The organism is Arthrobacter sp. UYEF36 (assembly GCF_040547025.1).
GTDB lineage: Bacteria > Actinomycetota > Actinomycetes > Actinomycetales > Micrococcaceae > Arthrobacter.
The window spans coordinates 1-1580 of sequence record NZ_JBEPOX010000029.1 but is presented as its reverse complement, the minus strand read 5'-3'; the positions used below and the strand labels follow the sequence as shown (position 1 = coordinate 1580).

1 rRNA gene is annotated in these 1580 nt (G+C 56.6%); it reads right to left on the bottom strand.

Features of this window, described 5'->3' with window-relative positions:
* Positions 1-16: 16 nt before the first annotated feature.
* Positions 17-1540: ribosomal RNA gene (locus ABIB29_RS19950) — 16S ribosomal RNA — on the bottom strand.
* Positions 1541-1580: the final 40 nt, after the last annotated feature.

The window sequence follows — 1580 nt, the reverse complement described above, 5'->3', positions numbered from 1 at the left end:
TGTAGGTGCTCCTTAGAAAGGAGGTGATCCAGCCGCACCTTCCGGTACGGCTACCTTGTTACGACTTAGTCCCAATCGCCAGTCCCACCTTCGACAGCTCCCTCCCACAAGGGGTTAGGCCACCGGCTTCGGGTGTTACCAACTTTCGTGACTTGACGGGCGGTGTGTACAAGGCCCGGGAACGTATTCACCGCAGCGTTGCTGATCTGCGATTACTAGCGACTCCGACTTCATGGGGTCGAGTTGCAGACCCCAATCCGAACTGAGACCGGCTTTTTGGGATTAGCTCCACCTCACAGTATCGCAACCCTTTGTACCGGCCATTGTAGCATGCGTGAAGCCCAAGACATAAGGGGCATGATGATTTGACGTCGTCCCCACCTTCCTCCGAGTTGACCCCGGCAGTCTCCTATGAGTCCCCGCCATCACGCGCTGGCAACATAGAACGAGGGTTGCGCTCGTTGCGGGACTTAACCCAACATCTCACGACACGAGCTGACGACAACCATGCACCACCTGTAAACCGACCGCAAGCGGGGCACCTGTTTCCAGGTGTTTCCGGTTCATGTCAAGCCTTGGTAAGGTTCTTCGCGTTGCATCGAATTAATCCGCATGCTCCGCCGCTTGTGCGGGCCCCCGTCAATTCCTTTGAGTTTTAGCCTTGCGGCCGTACTCCCCAGGCGGGGCACTTAATGCGTTAGCTACGGCGCGGAAAACGTGGAATGTCCCCCACACCTAGTGCCCAACGTTTACGGCATGGACTACCAGGGTATCTAATCCTGTTCGCTCCCCATGCTTTCGCTCCTCAGCGTCAGTTAATGCCCAGAGACCTGCCTTCGCCATCGGTGTTCCTCCTGATATCTGCGCATTTCACCGCTACACCAGGAATTCCAGTCTCCCCTACATCACTCTAGTCTGCCCGTACCCACCGCAGATCCGGAGTTGAGCCCCGGACTTTCACGGCAGACGCGACAAACCGCCTACGAGCTCTTTACGCCCAATAATTCCGGATAACGCTTGCGCCCTACGTATTACCGCGGCTGCTGGCACGTAGTTAGCCGGCGCTTCTTCTGCAGGTACCGTCACTTTCGCTTCTTCCCTACTGAAAGAGGTTTACAACCCGAAGGCCGTCATCCCTCACGCGGCGTCGCTGCATCAGGCTTTCGCCCATTGTGCAATATTCCCCACTGCTGCCTCCCGTAGGAGTCTGGGCCGTGTCTCAGTCCCAGTGTGGCCGGTCACCCTCTCAGGCCGGCTACCCGTCGTCGCCTTGGTGAGCCATTACCTCACCAACAAGCTGATAGGCCGCGAGTCCATCCAAAACCACAATAAAGCTTTCCACCCCCCACCATGCGATGAGGAGTCATATCCGGTATTAGACCCAGTTTCCCAGGCTTATCCCAGAGTTAAGGGCAGGTTACTCACGTGTTACTCACCCGTTCGCCACTAATCCCCCAGCAAGCTGGGATCATCGTTCGACTTGCATGTGTTAAGCACGCCGCCAGCGTTCATCCTGAGCCAGGATCAAACTCTCCGTTGAAGTAAAACAGACACAACCAACACCCCCGGGAAAACGGGAC